Raw genomic sequence first — 1,290 nt, forward strand, 5'->3', positions numbered from 1 at the left:
CTGGTCTGCCCCCTGAAAAGTGGTCCTCCCTGAAGTAGGCTATTGAGCCGTAGGAGGACGTTGGAATGCCGCAGAAGAAGCACAAACCCGAAGAGATCGTGGCGAAGCTGCGCCAAGTCGATGTTCTGTTGTCGCAAGGTCGTTCTGTCGGAGAAGCGGTCCGTTTGATCGGCGTGACGCAGTTTACGTATTACCGGTGGCGCAAGGAGTTTGGTGGCCTGAAGGGTGACCAGGTGAAGCGGCTGAAGGAGCTCGAGAAAGAGAATGACCGGCTGCGCAAGGCGGTCTCGGACCTGACACTCGAGAAGCTGATCCTGAAAGAGGCTGCTTCGGGACCCGAAGGGCAGCGAATGCAAAACTTCTGAGCCCCGCTCGCCGTCGCCGTTGCGTCGATCGTGTCATGGCGAAGTTCTCCGTCTCGGAGCGGTTTGCCTGCAAGGTTCTCGGCCAGCATCGTTCGACCCAGCGCAAAAAGCCGCAAGGCCGGCCCGATGAAGAGGCGTTGACCTCCGACATCATCCGGCTCGCTTCCCGCTATGGCCGTTATGGCTATCGCAGGATCACGGCGATGCTGCGGTCTGAAGGCTGGACGGTGAACGCCAAGCGTGTCGAACGGATCTGGCGGCGGGAGGGGCTGAAGGTTCCCCAGAAGCAACCGAAGAAGGGGCGGCTCTGGTTGAATGACGGATCGTGCATCCGGCTTCGACCCGAGCATCCAAACCATGTCTGGTCCTATGACTTCGTCGAGGGTCGGACCCACGATGGCAGGAGATTCCGCATGCTCAACATCATCGACGAGTTCACCAGGGAATGCCTTGCAATCCGCATCGATCGCAAGCTCAACTCGACCGACGTCATCGACGCCCTGTCGGACCTGTTCATCCTGCGTGGTGTGCCCGGCCATGTCCGTTCCGACAACGGCCCGGAGTTCATCGCCAAGGCTGTACGGGAGTGGATCGTAGCCGTCGGCGCAAAGACAGCGTTCATCGAACCTGGAAGCCCTTGGGAGAACGGCTACTGCGAGAGCTTCAACTCGAAGCTCCGCGACGAACTGCTCGACGGTGAGATCTTCTACAGCCTCGCCGAGGCCAAGATCATCATCGAAGCCTGGCGGCGGTACTACAACACCGAGAGGCCACACTCGTCGCTTGGATACAAGCCACCGGCACCCGAGGCCATCATCTGGCCTGCGCCAGCAAGCGGAGCAGCACCGTCATCTGCCCAGGCAATAGCCCCAAGGCCGATCATGAACTAAGATTGAAACCGGACCACCCTATGGGGTCAGGCCAC

1 pseudogene is annotated in these 1,290 nt (G+C 60.0%); it reads left to right on the plus strand.

Features of this window, described 5'->3' with window-relative positions:
* The first annotated feature begins 65 nt into the window (after window positions 1-65).
* Window positions 66-1,255, plus strand: a pseudogene (locus HNQ73_RS17810) (IS3 family transposase).
* Window positions 1,256-1,290 lie beyond the last annotated feature (35 nt).

The sequence above is a fragment of the Chelatococcus composti genome (genome assembly GCF_014201415.1).
GTDB classification, from domain to species: Bacteria; Pseudomonadota; Alphaproteobacteria; order Rhizobiales; family Beijerinckiaceae; genus Chelatococcus_A; species Chelatococcus_A composti.